This is a genomic window from Streptomyces albidochromogenes, from assembly GCF_005981925.1.
GTDB lineage: Bacteria > Actinomycetota > Actinomycetes > Streptomycetales > Streptomycetaceae > Streptomyces > Streptomyces albidochromogenes.
The window spans coordinates 1-1037 of sequence record NZ_VBVX01000650.1; the positions used below are offsets into that span (position 1 = coordinate 1).

Annotated in this window: 1 protein-coding gene; it reads right to left on the bottom strand. The window is 73.1% G+C overall.

Annotation, left to right across the window (positions count from 1 at the left end; translation table 11 throughout):
• A partial coding sequence (locus E2E34_RS34560; RefSeq protein WP_138905750.1) for a sensor histidine kinase occupies nucleotides 1–1037 on the bottom strand: 1037 nt, incomplete at both ends.

Below are 1037 nucleotides of genomic sequence, written 5' to 3' on the forward strand. Positions count from 1 at the left end.
TAAGAGCCAGGCCCGTTCCCCCCGCTCGGCAGCCCCGCGTCCGCCGTCCCGCCGTCCGACGGCCCGTTCTCCACCTGCATCGCGACCTCCGAACCGCGATGCGCGAGCCGCACCCACGTCTTCGCACCCGCCGCGTGCTTGTGCACGTTCGTCAGGGCCTCCTGCACCACCCGGTACGCCGTCTGCTCGACCAGCGCCCCGCAGTCGACCGGATCACCCTCCACCGAGAACTCCACCACCATCCCGGCCTGCCGCGACTGCCCCACCAACGCCTCCAGATCGGCCAGGCACGGCCCGTCCTCCGCCTCGGCCGCCGCGACAGCGGCCGCCGCCGCACCGACCGCCGCCAGCGGCACCGCTGACGAGGTCTCGCCGTCGCGCTGCCCCGCGTCCCCCGCACGCAGCACCCCGAGCATCTGACGCAGCTCGGTCAGCGCCTGCCGCCCCATGTCCCCGACCAGCGCCGCGTTCTTCACCGCCTTGGCGGGATCCTTCAGCGCCACCGCCTGGAGCGCCGCCGCGTGCACCACCATCAGGCTCACCCGGTGCGCGACCACGTCGTGCATCTCGCGCGCGATCCGCGTCCGCTCCTCCGTACGCGCCCACTCGGCCCGCTCCTCCGCCCGGTCCGCCAGGAGCGACAGCTCCCGCTCCAGCGAATCCGCCCGTTCCCGCAAGCTCTCCATCAACCGCCGCCGCGCCCCTATGTAGAGCCCGTACAGCACCGGCGGCCCGGTCAGGCCGAGCGACATGAACAGCGACACGAGCGGTACGTACCAGGGGCCGGGCCGGAAGTCCCCGTCCGCCGCGTTCGACACGTCCTGCTGGGTGCGTACGTACGTCACGATCAGCGTGCCCGCCAGCGACATGCCCGCCAGCACCACCGTGATCCGGCGCGGCACCTCCGACGCGGCCAGTGTGTAGAGCGACACGATGCCCATAAGGAAGGCCATCTCGGCCGGTGTCACGGCGATCGCCACCAGCACCACCGCGATCGGCCACCGCCGCCGCACCACCAGCACGGACCCCGCCACCAG